Consider the following 22,759-nt stretch of genomic DNA (forward strand, 5'->3'; position numbering starts at 1 on the left):
GGTGGTTCTGGCATTCTTGTGGCTGTTCATCCGGGGGGATTCCTCTGAGAGTTCTGAAGCGTCGTAACTCCAGTCTCCCAGACCCTTCCGGGTTAACAACCTATTGAGACATCACAGCTAGCTCGCTTGTCCAGGCGCATCACGGAACTGGCTTTGCCAGTTCGCAGGCGCGGCGCCGCTTCCGGGGGAAGCGACGCCGCCGCGCAGGGGGATCAGTTCAGTGCCATGCTCAGCTTGCGGCGGTACTGCGACACCATTTGCGCCTGTGGGTCTTCCTGCACCACGGACTGGCCCGCCAGCTCGATACCGCCCGCGCTCTTGCCGGCGGCGGCCGGATCGGCCTTGGGCTGGGGCGGGGTCATGAGTTCCAGCAGGCCGATGTAGGTCTTGCGCGGGGCCTCGTCGGCCCACTTCTTGTCGCGCATGATGATTTCCAGCAGTTCGTCGAGTGCCGCCGGCCACTCGCCCATGGCGATGAGCACGCGGCTCTTGGCGAAGCGGGTGTCGAAGTCGCGCTTGTTCTGGCCGATGAGGTCGTCGAACTGTTCCAGCGGCCACTGGCCGCGCGGGTCGGTGCCCACGAATTCGAGCGCGTTGAGCCACTGGGCCAGGGCCTCGAAGCGCAGCGACACGGGGATGCGCGCCAGCGCCGGGGCCAGGGCAGCGGCGGCCTGCTCGAACAGCCCGTGGCTGATCGACTGCTTGATCAGTTCGAAGCGCAGATCGTCGTTGTCCGGTGCCTGGGCCACGGCATGGGCCAGCTTTTCCAGGGCCGAGACAGCGTCGGTGTCGCCCTCGGCGCCTTCGGCCAGCATCTGCTGGGCTTCGTCGGCTTCGGCCAGGGCCGCCAGTTCTTCTTCGCTGGGTAGGTGCTTGTCGAGGAAGGCCTTGACCTGGCCCTCGGGTACGGCGCCCATGAAGCCGTCGACCGGCTGGCCGCCGATCAGCAGCACGCAGGTCGGGATGCTGCGGATGCCGAAGGCGGCGGCGAGCTGCTGCTCCTGATCGGAATCGATTTTGACCAGCTTGAAGCGGCCCTGGTACTCGGTTTCGAGCTTTTCGAGCAGCGGTCCGATGACCTTGCAGGGGCCGCACCAGGGGGCCCAGAAGTCCACCAGCACGGGGGTGTGCATGGAGGCTTCGATGACCTCGGCTTCGAAGTTGGCGATGGTGACGTTGATCATGGCGTGTCGGCGGGCGGGGATGCCCGCGGTCGCAAAACGTAAAATCCGCACTTTACCGGAGCGCCGACGTTCGCGCGCCACCCCCGATTGGCCGCCCCTTGCCGGGCCCCGCAGAAAGCCCTTTCCATGAGCCAGCCCCAGGTCGGCGTCGTCATGGGTTCCAGCAGCGACTGGGACACCATGCAGCACGCCGTGCAGATCCTTCAAGACTTCGGCATCGCGCACGAGGCGCGCGTGGTCTCGGCGCACCGCATGCCCGACGACATGTTTGCCTACGCCGAGGCCGCCGCCGGCCGGGGCCTGCAGGCCATCATCGCCGGTGCCGGCGGCGCGGCGCACCTGCCGGGCATGCTCGCCGCCAAGACGGTGGTGCCGGTGCTGGGCGTGCCGGTGCAGTCCAAGGCGCTCTCGGGCGTGGATTCGCTGCATTCCATCGTGCAGATGCCCAAGGGGGTGCCGGTGGCCACCTTCGCCATCGGTGCCGCCGGGGCCGCCAACGCGGCGCTGTTCGCCGTGGCCCTGCTGGCCAATCAGGATCCGGTGCTGCGCCAGAAACTGGAAACTTTCCGAGCCGCGCAGACCGAAGCCGCGCGCGCCATGACCCTGCCCGTCTGACCCCATGAGCCTCACCCCTTTGTTGCCCGGCGCGCTGAACGACCGTGGCCAGCCCATGACCCTGGGCGTGATGGGCGGCGGCCAGCTCGGCCGCATGTTCGTGCAGGCCGCGCAGGCCATGGGTTACGTCACCGTGGTGCTCGACGCCGACCCGGCCAGCCCGGCCGGCCTGATCGCGCACCACCACATCCGCACCGGTTACGAAGACCCGCAGGGTCTGGCCGAACTGGCGCAGCGCTGTGACGCCATCACCACCGAATTCGAAAATGTGCCCGCCGCCGCGCTGCGCACGCTGGCCGCGCAGCGCCCGGTGGCGCCCTCGGCCGACTGCGTCGCCGTGGCGCAGGACCGCATCGCCGAAAAGGCGCACTTCAGCCAGTGCGCGGCCATCAGCGGTGTGCACCCCGCGCCCAACGCCACTATCGAAACCGCCGGGCAACTGGCGGCGGTGGCCGACGACCTGCTGCCTGGCATCCTCAAGACCGCGCGTCTGGGTTACGACGGCAAGGGCCAGATCCGCGTGAAGACCCGCGCCGAGCTGGCTGCCGCGTGGGAACAGCTCGGCCGCGTGGCCTGTGTGCTGGAAAAAATGCTGCCGCTGCAGAGCGAGTGTTCGGTGCTGGTGGCGCGCGGCGCCGACGGCCAGGTGGCCGTCTTCCCGGTGCAGAAGAACACCCACCACGACGGCATCCTGGCGATCACCGAGGTGCACGAGGGCGCGGTGCCGGCCGATCTGGCCGCGCGTGCGCAGGCCTCCACCGTCGCCATCGCCAACCACCTGGGCTATGTGGGCGTGCTCTGCGTCGAGTATTTCGTGGTCGACAACGGCCAGGGTGGCAGCGATCTGGTCGTCAACGAGATGGCGCCGCGCCCGCACAACAGCGGCCACTACACGCAGAACGCCTGCGACGTTTCGCAGTTCGAGGCGCAGGTGCGTGCGCTGGCCGGCCTGCCGCTGCCCACGCCGCGCGCGCACAGCCCGGCGCTGATGGTCAACCTGTTGGGCGACCTCTGGTTTCAACCCAACGGCGTGCGCGCCGAGGCCAGCGAGCAACCGGTGTCGCCGCCCTGGGCGCAGGTGCTGGCGCTGCCGGGCACGAACCTGCACCTGTACGGCAAGCTCAGCGCCCGCCCGGGCCGCAAGATGGGCCACCTGAACATCACCGGCGCCACGCTGGCACAGGTGCGCGACACCGCGGCCCAGGTCCTGGCGTTGCTGGGCCTGCAAGGCTTATGACCCCCCCGATGCGCCTGCGGCGCCTCCCCCCCAGGGGGCCGCACCGGCGGCCCGGCAAAGCCGGCTCCTCGGGACACTGGCCTGTGCTGCCTTTGCATCTGACAAGACCATTTCACTCATGCCTCTTGTTCTGAACGCCAGCGACCCGGTGGCCATCGAGCAGGCCGCGTTGCGCCTGGCTGCGGGCGGCCTGGTCGGCATGCCGACCGAGACGGTGTACGGCCTGGCGGCCGACGCCGGCAACGCCAGCGCGGTGAACGGCATCTTCACCGCCAAGGGCCGGCCCAGCGACCACCCGCTGATCGTGCACATCCCGCCGGCCGAGGGCGGCGACTGGCGCGCGGCGGTGGCACCGCTGGCGCACAGCGTGCCCGACGTGGCCGTGGCGCTGATGCAGGCCTTCTGGCCCGGTCCGCTGACGCTGATCCTGCCGCGCCGGCCCGGGGTTGCCGCAGTGGCGGCCGGCGGCCAGGATTCGGTGGGCGTGCGCTGCCCGGAACACCCGGTGGCGCAGGCGCTGCTGAAGGCGGCCCGCACGCACGGCGTGCTGGGCGTGGCCGCACCCAGCGCCAACCGTTTCGGGCGCGTCAGCCCGACCAGCGCCGCGCACGTGGCCGAGGAATTCGCCGATCTGGGCGACGATCAGCTGCTCATCCTCGATGGCGGTGTCTGCCCGGTGGGCATCGAATCGACCATCGTGGACTGCTCGCGGGGCGTGCCGGTGCTGCTGCGCCCCGGCATGCTCACCCCGGCGCAGATCGAGGCCGCCTGCGGTCAGCCACTGCGCGAGCGCGACGCCACCGCGCCGCGCGCCTCGGGCACGCTTGAATCGCACTATGCGCCGCGCGCCAAGGTGCGGCTGATGGAAGCCCAGCCCCTGCAGGCCGCGCTGGAGGTGCTGGGCGCCGACGCGAAGCACATCGCGGTGTATGCGCGCGCGCCCCTGAAAGCGGCACCGGGGATGGCGGTGCGCCGCATGCCGGCCGATGCCGCCGCCTGTGCCCACGAGCTGTTTGCCGTGCTGCGCGAGCTGGACGCCACCGGAGTCCGCCTCATCTGGGTGGAGACGCCCCCCGGGGACACGGCCTGGGACGGCGTGCGTGACCGCCTGCAGCGCGCGGCCGCCTGACCACCGCCTGTCGCTCTGAGCGACCTTCGGGGTGTCGGACACCCCGCATGGGACTCAAGAATGGCCAACCGTTGCCGAAGAGAAGGGCGGGATGGGGGGTGCTGCGCCCGGGTGGGCGGGTACCTGCGCCGGCTCCCATCTCTTGAACGTCTCCAGTGCCATGAAAAACAACCAGTTTGTCCATTCCCGCCAGTCCGATGCCCTGGTGATCAACGACGACACCGTACACCAGTACTACAACACGGTGCAGTCCGACGTCGGCTCCGACCGGCTGCTCGACGACGCGCTGGACCGCCGCCGCGAACGCGGACTGGCGCAGCGCCGCCGCCAGCCCTGGCTGTGGGTTGGCGCGGTGGCCGCGATCGCTGTGGCGCTGGTGGTGCTGCTCGCCTGACAGCTTTCGCAACGGGGTTCGGGCGGCCGCTCAGTGGGCGGCGCTGGCCGTCCACTCCAGCAAGGCGTCCAGGGCCGGGCGCCCGGCCCCCGCGTTCGGGTGGTTGATGATGCCCACCACCGCATACCGCTGCCCATCCTGGGCCTGCACATAACCGGCGATGCCGGTCACGTCGCGCAGCGTGCCCGTCTTCACCCGCGCATTGCCGCGTGCGGCGCTGCCGGGCCCCTGGGCCAGCCGGGCGGCCGTGCCGTTCACGCCGGCGATGGCCAGCGACTGCACAAACGTCTGGCCGTTCGGGTTGTTGGCTGCGTGGCGCAGCAATTGCGCCAGCGACTCGGGGGTGATGCGTTCGTCGCGCGAGAGGCCCGAACCGTTGTCGAGCACCGGCGCCGAGTATTTGAGGCCGAAGGTGTTGACCCACCAGGTGCGCAGCACTTCGCGCGAACGCTCGAACCGGCCCGGCCGGATCGGTTGCAAGGGGCCACGCGGTGCGGTGGCGCTGTCCAGGCGCGGGGGTGCCAGCCGGCCCAGGGTCAGGAACACCTGCTGGGCCATCACGTTGTTGCTCCACTGGTTGACGTCGGTGATGATGTCCGACAGGGGCAGCGAGCGCGCTTCGTGCAGCAGGCGCACCCCGGGCGGTGTGGCGCCGGTGCGCACCTTGCCGGTGATCAGCCCGCCGCTGGCCCGCCACAGGCCTTCGAGCGCGCGCGCGGCGTAGGAGGCCGGGTCCTGGTAGGCCACGGGCCAGATGCGCTCGCCGCAGCCCGGCGGGTAGCGGCCCTCGAAGCGGATGGCGTTCGGGTTGTCGAAGCGGCCCTGCAGGTCGCCGCGCCAGTCGCCGCAGCCCTTGCCCCGCGCCAGCGGCACGGTGGCGTCGATGGCCAGGCCGGCCAGGGGCGGTTCGCTGCTGACGCGTGCCACGCCGGCCTGGGCATCGGGCGTGAAGCGCAGGATCACCGACTTGAAATTCACCAGCAGGGCGTCGGGCGCGGCGTTGTAGGGCCGCAGCCCTTCGCCGTCGAAGGCCGCCGGGTCGTGGTGCGGGTCGATTTCGAAGGCCGAGTGGTCCAGCACCATGTCGCCCAGGATCACCTGCACGCCCTGGCCCTGCAGTGCGGCGAAGGCCGCCTGGATGCGTTCCAGCACGAACTTGGGGTCGCCGCTGCCGCGCACATAGAGGTTGCCGCGCAGCGCCCCGGCCTCGACCCGGCCGTCGGTGTAGAAGCGCGTGTCCCAGGTGTAGTCGGGGCCGAGCAGGTCGACGGCGGCGTAAGTGGTCACCAACTTCATGACCGAGGCTGGGTTGACGGGCACCTCGGCCCGGTGGCTCAGCCGCACCGGGTCCCCGTCCAGTGGGGCCACCACCGCCGACAGCGCCGAAGGCGGTACGCCGGCGCGCTGCAGCGCGGCCAGCACCGGCGGGGGCAGGGTGTCCACCGACACCGGCCGTTGCGCGCAGGCGGGCAGGGTCGTGGCCGCCAGCCAGGCCAGGCAGAGGGTGCGGAGTCGGGTGGCGAGGCGGAGCGGAGGCATGGCGCCATTATCGAACCGGGGGCCGGGCAGGCGGCGCTCACCCCCTGGCCGATAATCGCCGGATGACTGTTTCGCCCGCCCTGCGCCTTCTGGCCATCGAATCCAGCACCGACACCTTGTCGGTGGCCGTGGGCACAGGCGGCCCGGGCGCGGTGCCCGCCAGCTACGCCGGCGCCGGCGCTGCCCAGGCGTCCACCACCCTGCTGCCGGCGGCCCAGACGCTGCTGGCGCAGGCGGGCTGGGCCCTGTCCACGCTGGACGCCGTGGTGTTCGGGCGCGGGCCGGGCGCGTTCACCGGGCTGCGCACGGCGTGTGCGGTGGCCCAGGGCCTGGGCTACGGCGCCCGCGCCGGGCAACCTGAGGCGCCAGGTCTGCCCGTGCTGCCGGTGGACACGCTGCTGGCGCTGGCCGAAGAGGCGCGCTGGCAGCGCAGCCAGACCGTGGACGCGCCGCCGATGACCCTGGTGGCGGCCCTGCTGGACGCCCGCATGGACGAGATCTACGCCGCGCTGTATACCGTGGACGGCGAGCAACTGCGGGCCATCGCCGCGCCGGTGCTGGTGGCCCCCGAGGCCCTCGGGGACTGGCTGGCCGGGCACGGTGCTCCGGCTGCCGGTCAGGGCCTGTGGCTGGCCGGCAATGCGCTGGCGGCGTATGGCGAGCGGTTGCAGGCCGTGCCGGGCGAGCGGCTGGTGGTGCTGCCCACGGCCGGTGCGCTGCTGCGGCTGGCGCCCGGCCTGCTGACCCAGGGGCTGGCGGTGCCCGCGGCGCAGGCGCTGCCGCTGTATGTGCGCGACAAGGTGGCCCGGACCACCGAGGAGCGCGAGCGCGCAGGAGCCCTGCGGTGAGCGCGGCGCCGGACACCGGCACCCCTGCCGCCTGGTGGCCGGGCCAGCAGACGCTGCCGACCGCCCCGGTGGCCGACCGCCGCATCGCCTTCGTGCCGATGACGGTGGCCGACCTCGATGCCGTGCACGAGGTGGAAAAGCGCGCCTATCCCCACCCCTGGACCCCCAAGCACTTTCGCGACTCCCTGCAGGCGGGCTACCCGGTGGTCATGCTGCTGGGGCAGGCCTTGCCAGGGGAGATGCCGTCGCCGGCGCGGTCGGATGGTCGGGTGCTGCTCGGTTACCTGGTGGCGATGCCCGGGGTCGATGAAGTGCACCTGCTGAACATCACCGTGGCCCCGGCGTTCCAGCGCCAGGGCTGGGGCCGTTTCCTGCTCGACGCCCTGGTGCTGTGGTCGCGCGGCCAGCGCGCCCAGTGGCTGTGGCTGGAGGTCCGCCAGAGCAACCAGCCGGCACGCCACCTTTATGAGCGCTACGGTTTCACCGCGGTGGGCGTGCGCAAGGGCTATTACCCGGCCGGGCACCTGGCGCGCGAGGACGCGGTGGTCATGAGCCTGGACCTGCGCACCCCCGGTGCGGTGCAGCCCGGTGGGGAGGGCGCATGAGCGACGACGGTTCGCCGGTTTTCGACACCTCTTTCGTGCCGCAGCTCGATGCCCGGCAGCGCGCCATGCTGGCCGAAATGGGCGTGCGGGTCTGGGCGCCCAAGCCCCCCGCGCCGGGCGTTGCCGCCGCGGTGCCATCGCCTGTGGCCGACGCCACTCCGGCACCGGCCGTGCCCGCAACCGCACCATCGGCGCCGCGGGGGCCGCAGGCGCCGCAGCCACCGGACACGGCCAGGACGCCGCCGGTGGCCGCACCAGCGGCGTCGCGTGCCTCCGCCGCCCCCGTGCGCTCGCCTGCAGTGCCTGCACCCGCCCCGGCCGTGATCCTGGGCGAGCGGCCGGCCGGCGTCGGGGCCATGGACTGGCCCGCGCTGGCCGAGGCCGTGGCCGGTTGCACCGCCTGCGGCCTGTGCCGCACGCGACGCCGGACTGTGTTCGGCGTGGGCGACCAGCAGGCCGACTGGATGGTGATCGGCGAAGCACCCGGTGAACAGGAAGACCGGCAGGGCCAGCCCTTCGTGGGGCCGGCCGGCCAGTTGCTCGACAACATGCTGCGCGCCATCGGCCGCACCCGGGAGCCTGCCGAAGGGCAGCCGGGCGGTGGTACCTACATCGCCAACGTGCTCAAGTGCCGCCCGCCGGCCAACCGCAATCCGCAACCCGAAGAGGTGGCACAGTGCGAGCCGTTCCTGGCGCGGCAAGTGGCGCTGGTGCAGCCCAGGATCATCCTGGCCATGGGGCGCTTTGCGGTGCAGTCCCTGCTCAAGACCACCGAACCCATCGGCCGCCTGCGCGGCCGCGTGCACCGCTACGAGGGCGTGCCCGTCATCGTCACCTACCACCCCGCCTACCTGCTGCGCACCCCGGCCGACAAGCGCAAGGCCTGGGAAGACCTGTGCCTGGCGATGGAGACGGTGAACAACCCCCTGCGCGCCTGACGGCGCGCCAGAGAGGGGGAAGCGCCGTCAGGCGCGCAGGGGGGCGTTCCCCTTTCCCGCAGGCCATAGGACCGTGGCGATGGCCACGACCACCAGGGCCACGGCAGCCCAGTCCTGCCAGTGCAGCACCTCGCCGAGCCAGAGTGCGCCGCTGAACACGCCGAGCACGGGAATGAACATCACCGAGAGCGTGGAGGCGATGGGGGGCAGGTCGCGGGCGAGCATGAGCCAGACCACCTGGGCGAAGGCGAACACGCCCAGCGCGTTGTAGACGATGGCGGCCCACACCGCCGGGCTCGGGGCGCTCCAGGTCCCGCGCTCGAACACCACCGACAGCAGCGTCATCCAGAGCGCGGTCAGCAGGGTCATCCAGAAGCTGATGGTCAGCGTCGAGGCCGGGATGGTGGTGCGGCGCATGCGTTGCGTGCCCACGGCCCAGACGGCGGCCGCGGCCAGCATCATGGCCACGCCCAGCGGCCGGCCGGTGAGCGAGATCACTTCGTGCCAGAGCAGCAGCACCACACCGAGCGCCGCCGCGAGCACGCCCCCCCAGGCGCGCGCCGGCAGCCGCTGCTGGAACCACAGCGCGCCGATCACGGCCGAAAACACCGGCATGGTGTAGCCCAGGATGGCCGCCCGCCCGCTGGAGAGCGACTGCACCGCGAGGATGGCCAGCGTGTGCCAGAACAGCATGTTCAGCACCGTCAGCACGCCCAGTTCGCGCCAGTGCGCGCGTGCGATGGTGAAAGGCTCGCGCCGCAGCACCAGCACGGCCGCCAGCACCGGTAGGCCCAGCCACATGCTCAGGGTGCGGAAGCTCAGGGGCGGGAACCCGGTCACGCCCAGCTTCATGATGGGCCAGTTGACCCCCCAGATGAGGGTGAGCAGGACGAGCAGGGTCAGTTGGCGTCGGGACAGGGGCATCCTGGCAATGTTAGCGGCCGGCGGGGCGGGGCGTGCGGCCCCGGGAATACTCAGTCGGTGATGGTGACGACGGCGTGGTCGCTGTCGCCCGTGTTGCCGTAGGCGTCGACGGCCGTGGCGAAATAGGACACCGACCCCGTGGCCTCGGCGGGCGGTGCGCCGGGAGGCGGGCGCACCAGCGGCTTCTTTAAAATCGCCCGATGACCTTTCTCGACATGCTGGGCGCGGCAGAGCGCCAGAACCGATCCCTGCTCTGCGTCGGCCTCGACCCCGATCCGGCGAAGTTCCCGGCCGGCATGCAAGGCGACGCCTCGAAGATCTACGACTTCTGCGCCGCCATCGTCGACGCCACGGCCGACGCCGTGATCGCCTTCAAGCCGCAGATTGCCTACTTCGCGGCCCACCGTGCCGAAGACCAGTTGGAACACCTGATGGCGCACATGCGCGCCGTGGCGCCGCAGGTGCCGGTGATCCTGGACGCCAAGCGCGGCGACATCGGCTCCACCGCGGAGCAGTACGCCATCGAGGCCTTCGAGCGCTACGGCGCCGACGCGGTCACGCTCTCGCCCTTCATGGGTTTCGACTCCGTGGCGCCCTACCTCAAGTACCACGGCAAGGGCGCTTTCCTGCTGTGCCGCACCTCCAACCCCGGTGGCGACGACCTGCAGAACCAGCGCCTGGCGTCGGTCGACGGCCAGCCCCTGCTGTACGAACACGTGGCGCGCCTGGCGCAGGGGCCTTGGAACCTCAATGGCCAGCTCGGGCTGGTCGTGGGCGCCACCTACCCGGCCGAAATCGAGCGCGTGCGTGAACTTGCGCCGACCGTGCCGCTGCTGATCCCCGGCGTGGGTGCCCAGGGCGGCGACGCGGTGGCCACCGTGCGCGCCGGCCACCGCAGCCAGGGCGGCGCCACCACCGGCGCGGTGATCGTCAATTCTTCGCGCGCCATCCTCTACGCCGCGGGCGACGCGGGTTTTGCCGCCGCCGCGCGGGCCGAGGCCCTGCGCACGCGCGATGTGCTGAACGCGGCGCGCGGCTGAGCGGGCCCGGCCGGCGCGCTGTGCGCCGGCGACACGCGCGGGCCGGTGCCCGGGCTACCATGGGTTGACCATCGAGGAGACACCCCGTGATCGACCTGTACACCGCGCCCACGCCCAACGGGCACAAGATTTCCATCGCCCTTGAAGAGTTGGGCCTGCCCTACACCCTCCAGGTGCTGGACCTGGCCCGCCATCAGCAGCGCGAGCCGGCCTTCCTGGCCATCAATCCCAACGGCCGCATCCCGGCCATCGTCGATCACGACGCCGACGACTTCGCGGTGTTCGAGTCCGGCGCGATCCTGATCTACCTGGCCGAAAAAACCGGCCGCCTGATGCCCGCCGATCCCCAGGGCCGCTCGCGCGTGCTGCAATGGCTGATGTTCCAGATGGGCGGCATCGGGCCCATGATGGGTCAGGCCAATGTGTTCTTCCGCTACTTTCCAGACAAGATCCCGGCCGTGATCGACCGCTACCAGGGCGAGGTGCGGCGCCTGTTCGGCGTGCTCGACGGGCACCTGAAAGACCACGAATACCTGGCGGGCGACTATTCCATCGCCGACATCGCGAACTGGGCCTGGGTGCGCACGCACCGCTGGTCGGGCGTGGAGCTGGACGGGCTGCCGCACCTCAAACGCTGGCGCGACGCGCTGCGGGCGCGCCCCGCCGTGCAGCGCGGCATCGAACAGCCGCCTTCGAAGATCGACCTGGCGCGCGATGGCGATGCCGCCGCGCAGCGCTTTTCGCAGGAGGCCCGGTCCGTGGTGGAAATGGGGCGCGCAGGCCGCACCGGGGGCGCCGCATGAAACTGCACACCGCTTCCCGTGCACCGAACCCGCGCCGCGTGCTGATGTTCCTGGCCGAAAAACAGGTGCTGGACCGCTTCGAGCTGGTCGACGTCGACCTCAACGCGCAGGAGCACAAGGGCGCGGCCTTCCGGGCCAAGAGCCCGCTGGCGCGCGTGCCGGCGCTGGAGCTGCCGGACGGCCGCGTGCTGACCGAAACCCGCGCCATCTGCACCTATGCCGAAGGCCTGTTTCCCGAGCCCAACCTGATGGGCGTCGACGCCACCGAGCGGGCCTTCATCGAGATGGCCGACCGCCGCGTGGAGTGGTATTTCATGCTGCCCATCGGCCACTGCATCCGGCACACGCACCCCGGGCTGGCGCCGCTGGAGCAGCCGCAGTTCCCCGAGTTCGGCCGCTCCCAGGGCGAGAAGCTGCGCGAGGTGGCGGCCTGGCTCGACGCTGAACTGCAGCGCCAGCCCTGGGTGGCGGGCGAGCGCCTGACCATTGCCGACATCACGGCTTTCTGCGCGATCGAATTTGCCCGGTTGATGCGCTTCCAGGCCGGCGCCGAGGGATTCCACGCGCTGCAGGCCTGGCGCGACCGCATGGCCGCGCGGCCCAGCGCGCAGGTCTGACCTGCCGCCTCACTCCAGCGGAGCGGGGCGCGTGGCGTCGAACTTCTCGCGCGCGCTGCTGGCCAGCGCCATCTCGCCCGGGGTGCCGGGGGTCCAGCTGTCCACGGGCTGGGGCTCGCCCTGGGCGTCCAGCGCCAGGTAGACCGCCAGGCATTCGGCGGTCTTGATCAGCGCACCGCGTGCCAGCGAGCCGCTGAGCAGCTCCACCATGATGTTCATGTTCGTGCGGCCCGTGAAGGCGAGCCGGGCCTGCACCTCCACCATGTCCCCCAGCCGCAGGGTGCGCTGGAAACGGATGCTGCTGAGGTAGACCGTGGCGCACGGGCCTTGTGCCCAGGCGCTGGCGCAGGCGTGGCCGGCCTGGTCGATCCATTTCACGACCGTGCCGCCCGCGACCCGGTGGTCGGGGCCCAGGTCGCCGGGTTCAACCAGGAAACGCAGGGTGATGGTGGACATGGCCAGATTCCCTCAGGTGCGGGCGATGCGCCATTCTGGTCAGGCCGGGCGGGCTTTGCCAAGTCAGCAGGTGTGTCGGGTTGTGTGCAGGGGCATACCGGCGGCGTCCGTTGGGCGTTTCAGCGCCACGGTGACGGGGTGCTCACCAGCGCCTTTTCCAGCGTGGGCAGCGCTTTCAGGCCCCGCGCCAGCTGGCGCTCCAGGGCCTGGCGCAAGGCCCGGCGGCCCGGCGGGCGCTGGCGCGGCTGGCGTTCGAGCAGGCCGAGCGCGGTATCGAGGTCGTTCCAGTGCCCCAGCCGGTCCTGCGCCCGGCGCAGCGCGGCGTCGCTGCGCCGGCGGGCCGCGGCCGGCAGCAGGCTGGCCAAAAAGTCCTGCGTGTAGCGCAGGCGTTTGAGGTCGAGGCGCAGCGCGTGGCGGGCTTCGGCGTCTTCGCGCAGCGCCTGCCGGGCGTGTGTGCGCAGGCGCTGGTGCTGCCGGTGCACGGTCTGGCGGGCCCAGCCGGCCAGGGAGCGCCGGGGGCGGTGTGCCTCCGGCAGGGCCAGCAGCTCGCGGGTGAAGCGCAGCACGGCCCGGGCGTGGTCGGAGGTGCCCAGGCGTGCGACGACCTGCCCGGTGGCGGTCTGGCGCTGTGCGGCGGCCCAGGCGGTCCAGCCCGACCAGGGCGCCGGCTCGCCGGACGGCGGTGCCAGCGCGGGCAGCAGTTCGGTGGCGAACACGTCCCAGTTGCGGGTTTCGGCCAGCGCCCCGTGCAGGTCTTTCCAGTGCCGGCGCCAGCGGCGCACGAAGCGGGGGGGCAGGAAGGCGTCGAACAGTTGCAGGCCGGTGCGCAGGCGCCGCAAAGCCACCCGCGCCTGGTGCACGAATTCCGGATCGGGGGGCATAGTGCCCTGCGCGGCATCGATCAGGCCGTGGGTGTTGGCCTGCAACTGCGCCAGGGCCTGCAGGGCGGCCTGGCGGAAGGCGGCGACCGGGCCCATGTCCGGGCGCAAAGGCACTTCGCCGGCGCGGACGGGGTGCGGGGGCTGGCCCTGGAACAGCGCCAGCCCCCGCTGGGCCTTGCTGCGGTCGTCGGGCAGGAGCCACAGGGTCGGCGAGCCGGTGGCGCCGGCCGGGCGGGTCAGTTCCAGCGCCAGGGCGAGCAGGGCGTCCACCGGCCCTTGCGTCAGTTCGAGCTCCAGCTCCAGCAGCGCCATGGCCTGGGGACCGCGGCCCCGGCCGGTGCGGATGAACCCCTGGTCCAGCGCCACCTCGATGCGCCCGCCGCCGTGCTCGAGCTGCCAGGTCGTGCGGTGAAAGTCGGTCCGGAAGACGGGCACGAGCTGCCAGGCCTGCGCGGCGAGGTCGCGCGCCAGGTCCGGGTGATCGACCAGGGCCTCGAAGTCGAAAACCCCTGGTGTGGTGGGGCCTTCCCATTCGCCGCGCTGCGACAGGCCACCGGTCGAGCTGCCGGCGGTCTTGACCGTCAGCAGCGTGCGGCGGCCGATGCGGCGTTCACGCACCGCGATGCGCTGCGCCATGAGTGCCAGGCCCGGGGTGTCGAAATAGGTGTTGAACAGGCGCTGGCGCCGCGGGCGCACCGCTTGCAGCAGGGGGTGTGCCAGCAGGCGGGGCAGGTCGTCGGCATTCAGCCGCAGTTTCAGTTCGGTTTCCTGGGCCATGGTGGGGTGGTCATTGCGGGGTGTTGCGGCCGAGCACCATCGGTGAAAGCAATCATTGGTTTGTCGGGTGGACTGGCTATGATCGCCGCCCATGCAGCATTCATGGAAACTCGCCGCCCTGGGCGGCCTCGTCTGTCTGGCCGCTCCGGTCTGGGCGCAGGAATCAGGGGCGTCGATCGGCGACGACGAGCAAGGCTACCTGATCGGCGCGTCGGTATCCAGCGCCATCGGCTACATCGGCAGTGCCAAGCCGACGGTGGACCTCAAGCCCATGTTCTCGTTCCAGCTCGGCCCGGTGCGGATCTCGCGGTCGCGCGCCAACGCGCTGCTCAACACCGGCCGGCGTGCCTACGAGACCGGCGTCAGCACCGATCTGCTGCGCGACGAAGGGTTTTCGCTCGGGGCCTCGTTGCGCTGGGACAACGGGCGCAGCATCGAAGACGATCCCCGCTGGGCCGATCTGGACGACGTGCGCAGCACCATGCGCGTGCGCCTGTCGGCGCGCTGGACGCTGGACCCGCACTGGACCGTGGGCCTCAGTGGCGACAAGGACGTGATGGGCCGTGGCGGCGGTGCGCGGCTGGGCGGCAGCGTGAGCTACCGGCACCCGGTGTCCGAAGCCACCTACTGGGACTTCACCCTGGCGGCCGGCGGCGGCAACCGCGAATTCATGAACACCACCTACGGTGTGCCGGCCCGGGCGGCGGCCACGGCGGGTGTGAATCCGTACGCCCCGAAAGCCGGGCTGGAGAACGCGCAGCTGTCGGCCGATTTTGCGCATTTCCTGAGCCGGCACTGGGTGGCTTTTGGCGGGGTGACCCTGGGCCGCATCGCCGGACCCGCGCGCAACAGCCCGCTGATCGACCGCGTGTCCACCTACGGCCTGACCTTCGGCGTGGCCTGGCGCGGCGGGTTCTGAGGCCGCGCGGAGCCGCCGCCGTTCAGGTCAGCACGATCTGCCCGGGCGCGGGCGGCGACACCGGGGGCAGTGCCTCACCCAGCATCTCGCGCAGCGAGGCCTCGACGGCGGCCGACATCGCGTCGAGCGCCAGGTCGTTGGGTTCGGTGCCGAAGGGCTCTTCGATCTCGGTGCCCAGCGCTTCCAGCGCGAAGAAGGTGTAGGCCAGGAAGGCCACGATGACCGGCGTCATCAGGCCGAGCGCATCGACCAGGCCGAACGGCAGCAGGATGCAATAGATATAGATGGTGCGGTGGATCATCACCGCGTAGGTGAAGGGAATGGGCGTGCCGGCGATGCGTTCGCAGCCGCCGAGCGCCTGGCTCAGCCGGTCCAGCGGCGCTTCCATGGCCGGCACGATCGCCGGCGCCAGGCGGCCGGCCTGGCGCTGCGCCTGCAGCCATTCGCCGGCCATCAGCAGCAGCAACGCCGGCTGGTAGCGGGCGCCGGCCAGGCGCTCGCAGTCGCTGTCGGGCAGCAGCCGGCGCAGGTCGCCCGTGGGGTCGGTGCCGCGCAACTGGTGCCGCAGCGCGTGCACGAAGGCCATCAGGCGCCGCGCCAGCGGCTGCGCGTTGTCGGGCGGCCCGTCGACCTGCGTCAGTGCCATGCGCAGCAGCGAGCGCGATTCGGTGAGCAGCGCGCCCCACAGGGTGCGGGCTTCCCAGTAGCGGGCGTAGCTGGTGCTGTTGCGAAAGCCCAGAAAGATGGCCAGCGTGAGGCCGATGAGCGAAAACGGCACGAAGTTGAGCGGGATCTTCCACTGGAGCACCTGGCCGTGCAGCACGGTGACGGCCACCGCCAGCGCCGTGACCGCGATCAACTGCGGCGCGATCTGGGGCACGACCGAGCCGCGCAGCACGAACAGCATGCGCAGCCAGTGGGGGCGGGGACGGATGATCATCGCGGCAGCAGGCGGGCCAGGTAGCGCCCGGTGTGGCTGGCTTCGCAGGCGGCCACGGTTTCCGGCGTGCCGGTGACCACCACCGAGCCGCCGCCCGAGCCGCCTTCGGGGCCCATGTCGATGAGCCAGTCGGCGGTCTTGATGACGTCGAGGTTGTGCTCGATCACCACGATGGTGTTGCCCGCGTCGCGCAACTGGTGCAACACCTTGAGCAGCAGCTCGATGTCGGCGAAGTGCAGGCCGGTGGTGGGCTCGTCCAGGATGTAGAGCGTGCGGCCGGTGTCGCGCTTGCTCAGCTCCTGCGCCAGCTTCACGCGCTGCGCCTCGCCGCCCGAGAGCGTGGTCGCGCTCTGGCCGAGCTGGATGTAGGACAGGCCCACGTCCAGCAGGGTCTGCAGCTTGCGGTGGAGCGCCGGCACGGCGCTGAAGAAGTCGGCCGCCTGCTCGACGGTCATGTCCAGGATCTGCGCGATGTTGCGGCCCTTGTACTGGACTTCGAGCGTTTCGCGGTTGTAGCGCTGGCCGTGGCAGACCTCGCAGGGCACGTAGACGTCGGGCAGGAAGTGCATTTCCACCTTGACCACGCCGTCGCCCTGGCAGGCCTCGCAGCGACCGCCGGCCACGTTGAAGCTGAAGCGCCCCGGGCCGTAACCGCGTTCGCGCGCGGCCGGCACCTCGGCCATCAGCTCGCGGATGCCGGTGAACAGGCCGGTGTAGGTGGCCGGGTTGGAGCGCGGGGTGCGCCCGATGGGTGACTGGTCGACGCTGATGACCTTGTCGAAATGCTCCAGGCCTTCGATGGCGTCGTGCGGCGCGGGCTCGTCGTGCGAGCGGTAGAGCTGGCGCGCCACCGCCGCGTACAGCGTGTCGTTGACCAGGGTCGACTTGCCCGAGCCCGAAACCCCGGTCACGCAGGTCAGCAGGCCCACGGGCACGTCCACCGTCACGTTCTTCAGGCTGTGGCCGCGCGCGCCCACCACGCGGATGCGCTGCAGGGCCTCTGCGGGCAGCGGCGCCGAAGCGGCACGCGCGCTGCGCGGGAAACCGGCCGGTGCCGGTGCGGCCGATGCGCCGGTGGCCAGGGGCAGCCAGGGGGTGCGGCGCGGGGGCACCGGAATCTGGCGCGTGCCGCTGAGGTACTGGCCGGTCAGCGAGTTCGGGTCGGCCATCACCTGCGCGGGCGTGCCCTGCGCCATGATCCGCCCGCCGTGCACGCCGGCGCCCGGACCGATGTCCACGCACCAGTCGGCGGTGCGGATCATGTCCTCGTCGTGTTCGACCACCAGCACGGTGTTGCCCAGGTCGCGCAGGTGCTGCAGCGTGCCGATGAGCCGGTCGTTGTCGCGCTGGTGCAGGCCGATGCTGGGCTCGTCGAGCACGTACATCACGCCGCTCAGGCCCGAGCCGATCTGGCTGGCCAGGCGGATGCGCTGCGCTTCGCCGCCGCTGAGCGTGTCGGCGCTGCGGTCCAGGCTCAGGTAGCCCAGGCCGACGTCGTTGAGAAACTTCAGGCGCTGGCTGATTTCATTGACCACGCGGGCGGCGATCTCGGCCTTGGCGCCGGTAAGGGCCAGGCGCTGGAAGTAGGCGTGGGCCTCGCCCAGCGTGACGTGGCTGACGCGGTAGATCGGGGCGCGCTGCTCGCCGTCGCCGATGAACACGTGCCGCGCTTCCTTGCGCAGCCGCGTGCCGCCGCATTCCGGGCACGGCTGGGTACTGCGGTAGCGCGCCAGTTCCTCGCGCACGGTGACGCTGTCGGTCTCGTGGTAGCGGCGCTCGAAGTTGCGGATGATGCCCTCGAACGGGTGGCTCTTGTGGACCTTCTTGCCGGCGCGTTCGCCCGAGGCCAGCGCGTAGCTGAACTTGATGGCCTCTTCGCCCGAGCCGTAGAGCAGCACCTGCCGCACGGGGTCGGGCAGGTCTTCCCAGGGCGTGTCGGGGCTGAAGCCGTAGTGCGCGCCCAGGCTTTCGATGATCGCGAAGTAGTAGCCGTTGCGCCGGTCCCAGCCCTTGATGGCGCCGCTGGCCAGGCTCAGGCTGGGGAAAGCGACCACGCGCTCGGGGTCGAACACCTCGGTGTGGCCGAGGCCGTCGCAGCTCGGGCAGGCGCCCAGGGGCGAGTTGAAGGAGAACAGGCGCGGCTCCAGCGCGCCCACGGTGTGGTGGCACACCGGGCAGGCGAACTTGGCCGAGAAGGGGTGTTCGGCGCCGCTGTCCATGTCCAGCGCGATGGCGCGGCCGTCGGCCAGCCGCAGCGCGGCCTCGAAGCTTTCCGCCAGCCGCTGCCTTTGCGGGTGAACCGGCCCGCCATCCCGGGCTTCGCCGGGCGTGCCGGGGGGCGGCGTGCGGGCCTCCTCGTCGGCCGACCGCACCTTGATGCGGTCGATCACCACGTCGATGTTGTGCTTTTCGTTCTTCTTGAGGGCGGGCAGGGCGTCGGCCTCCACCACCTCGCCGCCGATGCGAAAGCGCACGTAACCCTGCGCCTGCATCTCGGCGAACAGGTCGGCGAACTCGCCCTTTTTCTCGCGCGCCACCGGCGCCAGGATCATCAGCCGCGTGCCTTCGGGCAGGGCCAGCACGGTGTCCACCATCTGCGCCACGCTCTGCGACGCCAGCGGCAGGTCGTGCTCGGGGCAGTAGGGCGTGCCGGCGCGGGCGTACAGCAGGCGCAGGTAGTCGTGGATTTCGGTCACCGTGCCCACGGTCGAGCGCGGGTTGTGGCTGGTGGCTTTCTGCTCGATGGCGATCGCCGGCGACAGGCCTTCGATCAGGTCCACGTCGGGCTTGTCCATCAGCTGCAGGAACTGGCGCGCGTAGGCGCTCAGGCTCTCCACATAGCGGCGCTGCCCTTCCGCGTACAGCGTGTCGAAGGCCAGGCTGGACTTGCCCGAACCCGACAGCCCGGTGATCACCACCAGCGCGTGTTTGGGCAGGTCCAGGTCGATGTTCTTGAGGTTGTGCGTGCGCGCGCCGCGCACCGACAGCACGGCGGGAGTGACGGAAAGGGGTGGGCGGGCATCCACGGCGGGCATCCAAAGGGCAACCCGGCATGATAAGCCGCCGGGCCTGGGCGGGCCAGCCGTCTGGCTGGCGCCGGGTTGCAGCGGGCCGGGTGCCGGGCCCTGCCGCGCCGACGGGCCATGCCGCACAATGGCGGTTTTGTTGACGATTGGCGGGCCACCTCCCTTCCCGGGCGGCGTGGTCCCCTTGCTGACGTTTGCCTGACGTGTCCTCGCCTTCTGCTGTTCCGGCCGCCGCGGCCGATTCCCTGACCGCTTCTGCGGCCGAACCGTCCCGCATGACCGGTGCCGAGCGCCGTGCCAGCGCCTCGCTGGCGCTGGTGTTCGCGCTGCGCATGCTGGGCCTGTTCATCGTGCTGCCCGTGTTCGCGCTCGAAGCGGCGCGCCTGCCGGGCGGTGACGACCCGGCGCGCGTCGGGCTGGCCATGGGGCTGTACGGCCTGACCCAGGCCTTCCTGCAGATTCCCTTCGGCATCGCCTCCGACCGCTTCGGGCGCAAGCCGACCATCGTGGCCGGGCTGCTGGTGTTTGCGGCCGGCAGCGGCATCGCGGCCTGGGCGCCCGATCTCACCTGGCTGGCGGCCGGGCGCGCGCTGCAGGGAGCGGGCGCGATCTCGGCGGCGGTCACGGCCTTCCTGGCCGATGTCACCCGCGACACGGTGCGCACCAAGGCCATGGCCATCGTGGGCGCGAGCATCGCGCTGATGTTTGCGCTGTCGCTGGTGCTGGCACCGCTGTTGGCCGGTTGGGTCGGCCTCTCGGGCATCTTCACCCTCACCGCGCTGCTGGCGCTGGGCGGCATTGCCGTGGTGCTCTGGGTGGCGCCGCCCGAGCCGGCGGTGCACCGGCCCTCCGACATGCGGCAGGTGCGGGGCGGCCTGCGCCAGGTGCTGGGCCACGCCGGCCTGCTGCGGCTGAACCTGGGCGTGTTCGTGCTGCACGCGGTGCAACTGGCGATGTGGATGGCGCTGCCGGCCCTGCTGGTGGCGGCCGGGCTGGCCAAGGCCGAGCACTGGAAGATCTACCTCCCGGCGGTGGCGGCTTCGCTGCTGGTCATGGGCGGTGTGCTGTTTCCGATGGAGCGCCGGGGCCGGCTGCGCGCGGCGTTTCTGATCGCCATCGGCCTGCTCGCAGCGGTGCAACTGGGCCTGTGGTGGGTGGCCGACGCGCAGCCCGGGCTCTGGACGCTGGGCGGACTGCTGTTCGTGTTCTTCATCGGCTTCAACACCATGGAGGCCAGCCAGCCCAGCCTGGTGTCGCGCCTGGCGCCCGAGGGCGCCCGCGGTGCGGCGCTGGGGGTCTACAACACCCTGCAGTCGGTGGGCTTTTTTGTCGGCGGCGCGGTAGGCGGCTGGCTGGTGCGTGCGCACGGCCCGAGCGGCCTGTTTGCGGCCTGCGCCGTGGCCACGCTGGTGTGGTTGGTGGTGGCCTGGCCGATGAAGTCCCCTGCGGCCGCGCCGCGGCACTGACGCCGCGCCGCACCTGCCCGGGAGGGGGGGGCTCAACCCGGTGTGGCGGGGCCGGGCGGCGCCGGAGGTTTGTCGCCGCCCGGGGCTTCGAAGAGCTGCGCCTGCGCCGGGGCACCCCCGTCGTCGGTTGGCGGGGCAGGAGCTGCCGGGGCCTGAGGGGCTGCGGTGGTGGCCGCTGGCGCATCACTTGCCGGCGACGCGGGGGCGGCGCTGGTGGCGGCGGGTGCCGGTGCAGGCGGCTCCGGGTCCACCACGCGGGTCGGCGGGGGCGGCTTTTTCCGGAAGGCCTTGGGCAGGCGGCGCGTCATCATGTCCGACAGCGTGCCGTACAGCGGCCGGCTGATCATCCGGGAAATCAGGCTCGCCAGCATGGCCGACGCCATCAGGCTCAACACCAGCGGCCGGCCGTCGATCATTTCCATCACGATGATGAACGAGGTCAGCGGGGCCTGCGTGGTGGCGGCCAGGAAGCTGGCCATGCCGATGGCAATCAGGCTGGGCGCCAGGGTGCTCAGGTTCTGCCCGGCCACGAAATGGGCCACGTCATGGCCCACGCCGGCGCCGATCGACAGCGAGGGCGCGAAGATGCCGCCCGGCACGCCGCTCCAGCTGGTGATCCAGGTGGCCATGAACTTGAGCAGCACGTACAGGCGCGAGACGTCGCTTTCGCCGGCCAGCATGTGGCGCACTTCCTGATCGCCGGCGCCGAAGGTCGCGCCCCCGGAAACCAGGCCGATCACGCCCACCGCCAGGCCGCACAGCGCGGCAAAACGCACCGGCGCGCGCTTGCGGAACGCGCTGATCCGGTCGGGCATGCCGGCCAGCGACGCGGCCATCAGGCGCGCGAACAGCCCGCCGAGCACGCCGCAGATGACCGCCACCAGCACGCCCGGCAACAGCGAACCCCAGCTCAGCTTGGGCACGCTGACCGCGCCGAAATAGGTCAGGTTGCCGAACACCGAAATGCCGACCAGACCGGCCAGCACGATGGCCGCGATGATCAGGCCGTTGTTGCGCGCTTCCAGCCGGTTCGAGAGTTCTTCGATCGCGAACACCACCCCGGCCAGCGGCGCGTTGAAGGCGGCGGCGATGCCGGCGGCGCCGCCGGCCACCAGCAGCGCGTGGTCGCTCATGGCCGAACCCGGGCGCAGCCAGCGCCGGGCGCTGTGCATCACGCCCGCGGCCACCTGCACCGACGGGCCTTCCCGGCCGGCCGAGAGCCCGGCCAGCATGGTCATCGAGCCGAGCACCATCTTGGCCACGGTGAGCTTGAACGAGACGAAGCGCGAACGGCTTTCCTTGGGCAGGTGCGGGTCCAGCGCGCTGATCACCTGCGGGATGCCCGACCCCGCCGCGCCCGGGAAATAGGTGCGCGTGCACCACACCACCAGGGCCGTGATCGCCGGGGTCCAGACCAGCACCAGCCAGGGCGCGGCGTCGTGGACGTGTTCGAACCACTCGAACGCCGTCTCGGTCATCAGGGTGAACAGCACCACGCACAGCCCGGCGGCGACGGCGTAGGCCAACACGATGGTGCGGTCCAGCCAGGCCCGGCCATCGGAGAGTTCGTCCTGTAGGTTCTGCAGGAAGTTGGGGTCGCGATTCATGGGTCTGAGACCGATTGTGGCATCGCATGCGCCAGCGGCCACCCGCAGTGGCGGGAATTTCCCCCGCTTGCGGCACAATCGGGCCCCTGACGGGGAGGCGCTTCGGGTTTGCCTGTTTCCCGGTTTTTGTGTTCAGGTTACAAGGAATTGCGCATGGCATCCGTCAACAAAGTCATCCTCGTCGGCAACTGCGGCCGCGACCCTGAAATCCGTTACCTGCCTTCCGGCCAGGCCGTGGCCAACGTGAGCGTGGCCACCTCCAGCCGCCGCAAGGACCGCAACTCCGGCGAGATGGTCGAAGACACGCAGTGGCATCGCGTCACCTTCTATGACCGCCTGGCCGAAATCGCCGGCGAATACGTCAAGAAGGGCCGCCCCATCTATGTCGAAGGCCGCCTGAAGTACGGCAAGTACACCGACCAGTCCGGCGTCGAAAAGAACACCGTCGACATCATCGCGACCGAGTTGCAACTGCTCGGCGGCCGCGAAGGCATGGGCGGCGGTGACGAAGGTTCCGGTGGTGGTGGCGGCGGCTACAGCCGCCCGCCGGCCGCCCCCCGGGCCGCTCCCGCTGCGCGCCCCGCGCCGGCGCCGGTCGCGGCCAAGCCGGCCAGCGGCTTCGACGACATGGACGACGACATTCCGTTCTAAATTGGAAAAGAACGCTTTTTGTTGATTGAGAGGCCCGCTTTCTGAACCGCCCCGGATTTTGAGGAGGCTCCAATCTTTGAGAGGATGGAGCCATGAGGAAGTCAGTGAAGTTTTCGCCCGAGGTGCGCGAGCGCGCGGTGCGCATGGTGTTCGAGCATCGAGG

Annotated in this window: 22 protein-coding genes; 13 read left to right on the forward strand and 9 right to left on the reverse strand. The window is 71.1% G+C overall.

Going from position 1 to position 22,759, the window contains the following annotated elements; translation table 11 throughout:
• Nucleotides 1–212: 212 nt before the first annotated feature.
• Nucleotides 213–1,184: a thioredoxin gene (gene trxA / locus L0977_RS24245; protein ID WP_234267509.1), complete on the reverse strand. Its 972-nt coding sequence runs from the start codon at nt 1,182–1,184 to the stop codon at nt 213–215.
• Between the two features lie 126 nt (nt 1,185–1,310).
• On the opposite strand from trxA, the gene purE reads away from it, so the two are divergent.
• From purE to L0977_RS24265, 4 genes are all read left to right on the forward strand, one after another.
• The gene (purE, locus tag L0977_RS24250) at nt 1,311–1,799 is read left to right on the forward strand and encodes a 5-(carboxyamino)imidazole ribonucleotide mutase (RefSeq protein ID WP_234267510.1); all 489 of its coding nucleotides are present in this window, start codon (nt 1,311–1,313) and stop codon (nt 1,797–1,799) included.
• A gap of 4 nt (nt 1,800–1,803) precedes the next feature.
• On the forward strand, nt 1,804–3,036 hold the full coding sequence (locus tag L0977_RS24255; protein ID WP_234267511.1) for a 5-(carboxyamino)imidazole ribonucleotide synthase: 1,233 nt from the start codon (nt 1,804–1,806) through the stop codon (nt 3,034–3,036).
• Nucleotides 3,037–3,154: 118 nt separating this feature from the next.
• The gene (locus L0977_RS24260) at nt 3,155–4,165 is read left to right on the forward strand and encodes an L-threonylcarbamoyladenylate synthase (protein ID WP_234267512.1); all 1,011 of its coding nucleotides are present in this window, start codon (nt 3,155–3,157) and stop codon (nt 4,163–4,165) included.
• 160 nt (nt 4,166–4,325) lie between these two features.
• Nucleotides 4,326–4,559 (forward strand): hypothetical protein, encoded by a 234-nt coding sequence (locus L0977_RS24265; RefSeq protein ID WP_234267513.1) that lies wholly within the window; start codon nt 4,326–4,328, stop codon nt 4,557–4,559.
• A 30-nt stretch (nt 4,560–4,589) separates the two neighbouring features.
• Here the strand turns inward: L0977_RS24265 and dacB are convergent, their stop codons facing one another.
• Nucleotides 4,590–6,098, reverse strand: coding sequence for a D-alanyl-D-alanine carboxypeptidase/D-alanyl-D-alanine endopeptidase (gene dacB, locus L0977_RS24270; protein ID WP_234267514.1), 1,509 nt, complete (start codon nt 6,096–6,098; stop codon nt 4,590–4,592).
• Between the two features lie 80 nt (nt 6,099–6,178).
• On the opposite strand from dacB, the gene tsaB reads away from it, so the two are divergent.
• From tsaB to L0977_RS24285, 3 genes are all read left to right on the forward strand, one after another.
• Entirely contained in the window at nt 6,179–6,946 is a 768-nt protein-coding gene (gene tsaB / locus L0977_RS24275) for a tRNA (adenosine(37)-N6)-threonylcarbamoyltransferase complex dimerization subunit type 1 TsaB (RefSeq protein WP_442786668.1), read from the forward strand.
• A 98-nt stretch (nt 6,947–7,044) separates the two neighbouring features.
• Complete coding sequence (rimI, locus tag L0977_RS24280; RefSeq protein WP_234267528.1) at nt 7,045–7,551, forward strand: ribosomal protein S18-alanine N-acetyltransferase; 507 nt, start codon at nt 7,045–7,047, stop codon at nt 7,549–7,551.
• Complete coding sequence (locus tag L0977_RS24285) at nt 7,548–8,489, forward strand: uracil-DNA glycosylase (protein WP_234267516.1); 942 nt, start codon at nt 7,548–7,550, stop codon at nt 8,487–8,489. Before rimI ends, L0977_RS24285 begins: the two co-directional genes overlap by 4 nt.
• Before the next feature lie 27 nt (nt 8,490–8,516).
• Here the strand turns inward: L0977_RS24285 and L0977_RS24290 are convergent, their stop codons facing one another.
• Both L0977_RS24290 and L0977_RS25505 read right to left on the reverse strand, forming a co-directional pair.
• Complete coding sequence (locus tag L0977_RS24290) at nt 8,517–9,413, reverse strand: DMT family transporter (RefSeq protein WP_234267517.1); 897 nt, start codon at nt 9,411–9,413, stop codon at nt 8,517–8,519.
• 50 nt (nt 9,414–9,463) lie between these two features.
• A complete protein-coding gene (locus L0977_RS25505) occupies nt 9,464–9,589 on the reverse strand; it encodes a hypothetical protein (protein WP_267966565.1) in 126 nt (41 codons plus the stop codon).
• 24 nt (nt 9,590–9,613) lie between these two features.
• Between L0977_RS25505 and pyrF the strand changes: the two genes are divergently transcribed.
• The 3 genes from pyrF (at nt 9,614) to L0977_RS24305 (ending at nt 11,873) form a co-directional block, all read left to right on the forward strand.
• On the forward strand, nt 9,614–10,453 hold the full coding sequence (gene pyrF / locus L0977_RS24295) for an orotidine-5'-phosphate decarboxylase (protein ID WP_234267518.1): 840 nt from the start codon (nt 9,614–9,616) through the stop codon (nt 10,451–10,453).
• A gap of 86 nt (nt 10,454–10,539) precedes the next feature.
• Nucleotides 10,540–11,256 carry a glutathione S-transferase family protein gene (locus L0977_RS24300; RefSeq protein WP_234267519.1) on the forward strand — a complete coding sequence of 239 codons (717 nt, stop codon included), beginning with the start codon at nt 10,540–10,542 and terminating at the stop codon, nt 11,254–11,256.
• Nucleotides 11,253–11,873: a glutathione S-transferase family protein gene (locus tag L0977_RS24305; protein ID WP_234267520.1), complete on the forward strand. Its 621-nt coding sequence runs from the start codon at nt 11,253–11,255 to the stop codon at nt 11,871–11,873. Before L0977_RS24300 ends, L0977_RS24305 begins: the two co-directional genes overlap by 4 nt.
• A gap of 9 nt (nt 11,874–11,882) precedes the next feature.
• Here the strand turns inward: L0977_RS24305 and L0977_RS24310 are convergent, their stop codons facing one another.
• On the reverse strand, nt 11,883–12,329 hold the full coding sequence (locus tag L0977_RS24310) for an acyl-CoA thioesterase (RefSeq protein ID WP_234267521.1): 447 nt from the start codon (nt 12,327–12,329) through the stop codon (nt 11,883–11,885).
• 119 nt (nt 12,330–12,448) lie between these two features.
• Entirely contained in the window at nt 12,449–13,987 is a 1,539-nt protein-coding gene (locus L0977_RS24315; RefSeq protein ID WP_234267522.1) for a CYTH and CHAD domain-containing protein, read from the reverse strand.
• A gap of 91 nt (nt 13,988–14,078) precedes the next feature.
• Between L0977_RS24315 and L0977_RS24320 the strand changes: the two genes are divergently transcribed.
• On the forward strand, nt 14,079–14,906 hold the full coding sequence (locus tag L0977_RS24320) for a MipA/OmpV family protein (protein WP_234267523.1): 828 nt from the start codon (nt 14,079–14,081) through the stop codon (nt 14,904–14,906).
• 22 nt (nt 14,907–14,928) lie between these two features.
• Here the strand turns inward: L0977_RS24320 and L0977_RS24325 are convergent, their stop codons facing one another.
• Complete coding sequence (locus L0977_RS24325) at nt 14,929–15,846, reverse strand: bestrophin family protein (protein ID WP_234267524.1); 918 nt, start codon at nt 15,844–15,846, stop codon at nt 14,929–14,931.
• Nucleotides 15,843–18,881 carry an excinuclease ABC subunit UvrA gene (locus tag L0977_RS24330; protein WP_442786667.1) on the reverse strand — a complete coding sequence of 1,013 codons (3,039 nt, stop codon included), beginning with the start codon at nt 18,879–18,881 and terminating at the stop codon, nt 15,843–15,845. The genes L0977_RS24325 and L0977_RS24330 overlap by 4 nt, the downstream gene beginning before the upstream one ends.
• A 266-nt stretch (nt 18,882–19,147) precedes the next feature.
• Here L0977_RS24330 and L0977_RS24335 point away from each other — a divergent pair, with 266 nt between their 5' ends.
• Nucleotides 19,148–20,338, forward strand: a complete 1,191-nt coding sequence (locus L0977_RS24335; RefSeq protein WP_234267529.1) for an MFS transporter — start codon at nt 19,148–19,150, stop codon at nt 20,336–20,338.
• 32 nt (nt 20,339–20,370) lie between these two features.
• On the opposite strand, the gene L0977_RS24340 is transcribed toward L0977_RS24335, so the two are convergent.
• Nucleotides 20,371–21,945, reverse strand: coding sequence for a chloride channel protein (locus L0977_RS24340; RefSeq protein ID WP_234267526.1), 1,575 nt, complete (start codon nt 21,943–21,945; stop codon nt 20,371–20,373).
• A 153-nt stretch (nt 21,946–22,098) separates the two neighbouring features.
• Here L0977_RS24340 and ssb point away from each other — a divergent pair, with 153 nt between their 5' ends.
• Nucleotides 22,099–22,596 carry a single-stranded DNA-binding protein gene (gene ssb, locus L0977_RS24345; RefSeq protein WP_234267527.1) on the forward strand — a complete coding sequence of 166 codons (498 nt, stop codon included), beginning with the start codon at nt 22,099–22,101 and terminating at the stop codon, nt 22,594–22,596.
• The last annotated feature ends 163 nt before the right edge of the window (nt 22,597–22,759 follow it).

The organism is Hydrogenophaga sp. NFH-34 (assembly GCF_021401345.1).
Classification (GTDB): Bacteria; Pseudomonadota; Gammaproteobacteria; order Burkholderiales; family Burkholderiaceae_C; genus Hydrogenophaga; species Hydrogenophaga electricum.

What these genes read in the sequence shown, in the direction of transcription:
- trxA (WP_234267509.1), bottom strand. Translation starts at nt 1,184, where the DNA reads ATGATCAACGTCACCATCGCCAACTTCGAAGCCGAGGTCATCGAAGCC.
- purE (WP_234267510.1), top strand. Translation starts at nt 1,311, where the DNA reads ATGAGCCAGCCCCAGGTCGGCGTCGTCATGGGTTCCAGCAGCGACTGG.
- L0977_RS24255 (WP_234267511.1), top strand. Translation starts at nt 1,804, where the DNA reads ATGAGCCTCACCCCTTTGTTGCCCGGCGCGCTGAACGACCGTGGCCAG.
- L0977_RS24260 (WP_234267512.1), top strand. Translation starts at nt 3,155, where the DNA reads ATGCCTCTTGTTCTGAACGCCAGCGACCCGGTGGCCATCGAGCAGGCC.
- L0977_RS24265 (WP_234267513.1), top strand. Translation starts at nt 4,326, where the DNA reads ATGAAAAACAACCAGTTTGTCCATTCCCGCCAGTCCGATGCCCTGGTG.
- dacB (WP_234267514.1), bottom strand. Translation starts at nt 6,098, where the DNA reads ATGCCTCCGCTCCGCCTCGCCACCCGACTCCGCACCCTCTGCCTGGCC.
- rimI (WP_234267528.1), top strand. Translation starts at nt 7,045, where the DNA reads ATGACGGTGGCCGACCTCGATGCCGTGCACGAGGTGGAAAAGCGCGCC.
- L0977_RS24285 (WP_234267516.1), top strand. Translation starts at nt 7,548, where the DNA reads ATGAGCGACGACGGTTCGCCGGTTTTCGACACCTCTTTCGTGCCGCAG.
- L0977_RS24290 (WP_234267517.1), bottom strand. Translation starts at nt 9,413, where the DNA reads ATGCCCCTGTCCCGACGCCAACTGACCCTGCTCGTCCTGCTCACCCTC.
- pyrF (WP_234267518.1), top strand. Translation starts at nt 9,614, where the DNA reads ATGACCTTTCTCGACATGCTGGGCGCGGCAGAGCGCCAGAACCGATCC.
- L0977_RS24305 (WP_234267520.1), top strand. Translation starts at nt 11,253, where the DNA reads ATGAAACTGCACACCGCTTCCCGTGCACCGAACCCGCGCCGCGTGCTG.
- L0977_RS24310 (WP_234267521.1), bottom strand. Translation starts at nt 12,329, where the DNA reads ATGTCCACCATCACCCTGCGTTTCCTGGTTGAACCCGGCGACCTGGGC.
- L0977_RS24315 (WP_234267522.1), bottom strand. Translation starts at nt 13,987, where the DNA reads ATGGCCCAGGAAACCGAACTGAAACTGCGGCTGAATGCCGACGACCTG.
- L0977_RS24320 (WP_234267523.1), top strand. Translation starts at nt 14,079, where the DNA reads ATGCAGCATTCATGGAAACTCGCCGCCCTGGGCGGCCTCGTCTGTCTG.
- L0977_RS24325 (WP_234267524.1), bottom strand. Translation starts at nt 15,846, where the DNA reads ATGATCATCCGTCCCCGCCCCCACTGGCTGCGCATGCTGTTCGTGCTG.
- L0977_RS24330 (WP_442786667.1), bottom strand. Translation starts at nt 18,881, where the DNA reads ATGCCCGCCGTGGATGCCCGCCCACCCCTTTCCGTCACTCCCGCCGTG.
- L0977_RS24335 (WP_234267529.1), top strand. Translation starts at nt 19,148, where the DNA reads ATGACCGGTGCCGAGCGCCGTGCCAGCGCCTCGCTGGCGCTGGTGTTC.
- L0977_RS24340 (WP_234267526.1), bottom strand. Translation starts at nt 21,945, where the DNA reads ATGAATCGCGACCCCAACTTCCTGCAGAACCTACAGGACGAACTCTCC.
- ssb (WP_234267527.1), top strand. Translation starts at nt 22,099, where the DNA reads ATGGCATCCGTCAACAAAGTCATCCTCGTCGGCAACTGCGGCCGCGAC.